Raw genomic sequence first — 1,532 nt, 5'->3', positions numbered from 1 at the left:
TGGAGGCCGCCGAGCCCGGTGGCGCCGATATGACCGTGGAGCTTTCGCAGGTTGTGGCAGGCAGCGAGCAGTAGCCATTCACCGCGGGCGGCGTCCAGACCGCGAATCAGGAGTTGCTTGCCGTTCTGCAGGGTGCTCATCTGTCCGAAGACCGGTTCGACGATCGCTTTGCGCCGGGCGTAGACCGCTCGGCCTTTCTTCGTGGCGAGCTTGCGGGCCATGCGCTGCTTGTCCGTGGCGCTGGCCGGGATCGGTCCCCGGGGGGCGATCGGCGCCGGTTCCCCGCTGCGCTGTCGTCCGGTGGCGATGAAGAACTCGGTGCCCTGCTCGCCGGTGACCTCGGCGGAGGCGGCGAGGTTCGCGGCTGAGCAGTACCCGGCATCGGCGAGCATCTGCTTCGGGGCCTGCCCCGTGTTGCTGATGGCCTGCTCGGTCATGGGGATGAGGTTGCCGACGTCGGCGGCACAGTCGTTGACCTCGGCCGCCACGATGATCTGATGGGCGGCATCGACCACGGCCTGGCCGTTGTAGCACTGAGCGAACGACCCGTCCCCGGTGAGCATGATCTTCGACTCCGGGTCGGTGAAGTTGCGCTGGGCCTTCGGCCTGGGCGTGGCGCGCTCGGCGGCCTCAGCGGCCTTCTGCGCGACGGTGTCTTCGTCTTCGCCCTTACCGCGGGCCTTAGCCTCAGCCTTCTCCGCCGCATCGGCGGCGGCGTCGGCTTCCAGAGCAGCTTTGGCCTGGCGCAGCTTGACCAGGCGAGACTCTCGGCGGGCCAGCTCATCGGGCAGCTCGTCCCCGCGCCGGTTCTTGCCGAACTTGGCGTCCTCGGCCTTGTCGATGGCCTCGGCGGCGGCCAGCAGATCGGAGACCTCCTGGGCCAGTACCTTCTCCTTGTCCGTCAGCCGCGCGTACGACATGGCCTTGCGTTTGGAGGCGTTCGCCCGCAGCTTCGTCCCATCCAGCGCGACCTGTCCAAGCGTGACCATCCCGGCGGCCTGGCACAACGCCAACGCCTGCAAGAACAGGTTGCCCAGCGCGGCCAGGTGCCTCTTGCGAAACCTGGCGATCGCGCGGTAGTCCGGGGCCGCCCCGGCCGCCAACCACCGGAAAGCGACGATGTCGGTGCAGGCCTTCTCGATCCCGCGGGAGGAGCGCACCCCCGTGGTGTAGCCGAAGATCAGCAACCGCACCATCAACCGCGGATCGTACGGCGGGGCCCCGCGCCCCTCCTGGTAGGAGACGTAGATCCGCGATAAATCCAGGTGCTCATCGACCAGATCCGCCACGAACCGTGCCAGATGATCGGCCGGAAGCCAGTCATCCAGCGACGGCGGCAGCAACAACCCCTGGCCCGGGTCGAACGCCCGAAATGTCTTGCCTGCGCCCACCGGCTCGACCTCGCCCTGCCGGTCAGCCCGCTCGACGCGGAACTCCTCGGCGGCGAACAACCCTTCCTCGCCCATGACGACAATTATCCCGCCGAACCCGCCCCATCAGCGGACCTGAACTGGCGTGTTACTGACCCACGC

1 protein-coding gene is annotated in these 1,532 nt (G+C 68.2%); it reads right to left on the bottom strand.

All coding sequences use genetic code 11. The annotated features are described in order from the left end of the window. The coding region (locus DCI01S_RS16400) for an IS1182 family transposase (protein ID WP_082767901.1) at positions 1-1,391 on the bottom strand (1,391 nt) is incomplete at its 3' end. Positions 1,392-1,532: the final 141 nt, after the last annotated feature.

The sequence above is a fragment of the Dietzia cinnamea NBRC 102147 genome, from assembly GCF_001571065.1.
GTDB classification, from domain to species: Bacteria; Actinomycetota; Actinomycetes; order Mycobacteriales; family Mycobacteriaceae; genus Dietzia; species Dietzia cinnamea.
This window is presented reverse-complemented; position numbering and strand designations above follow the sequence as displayed.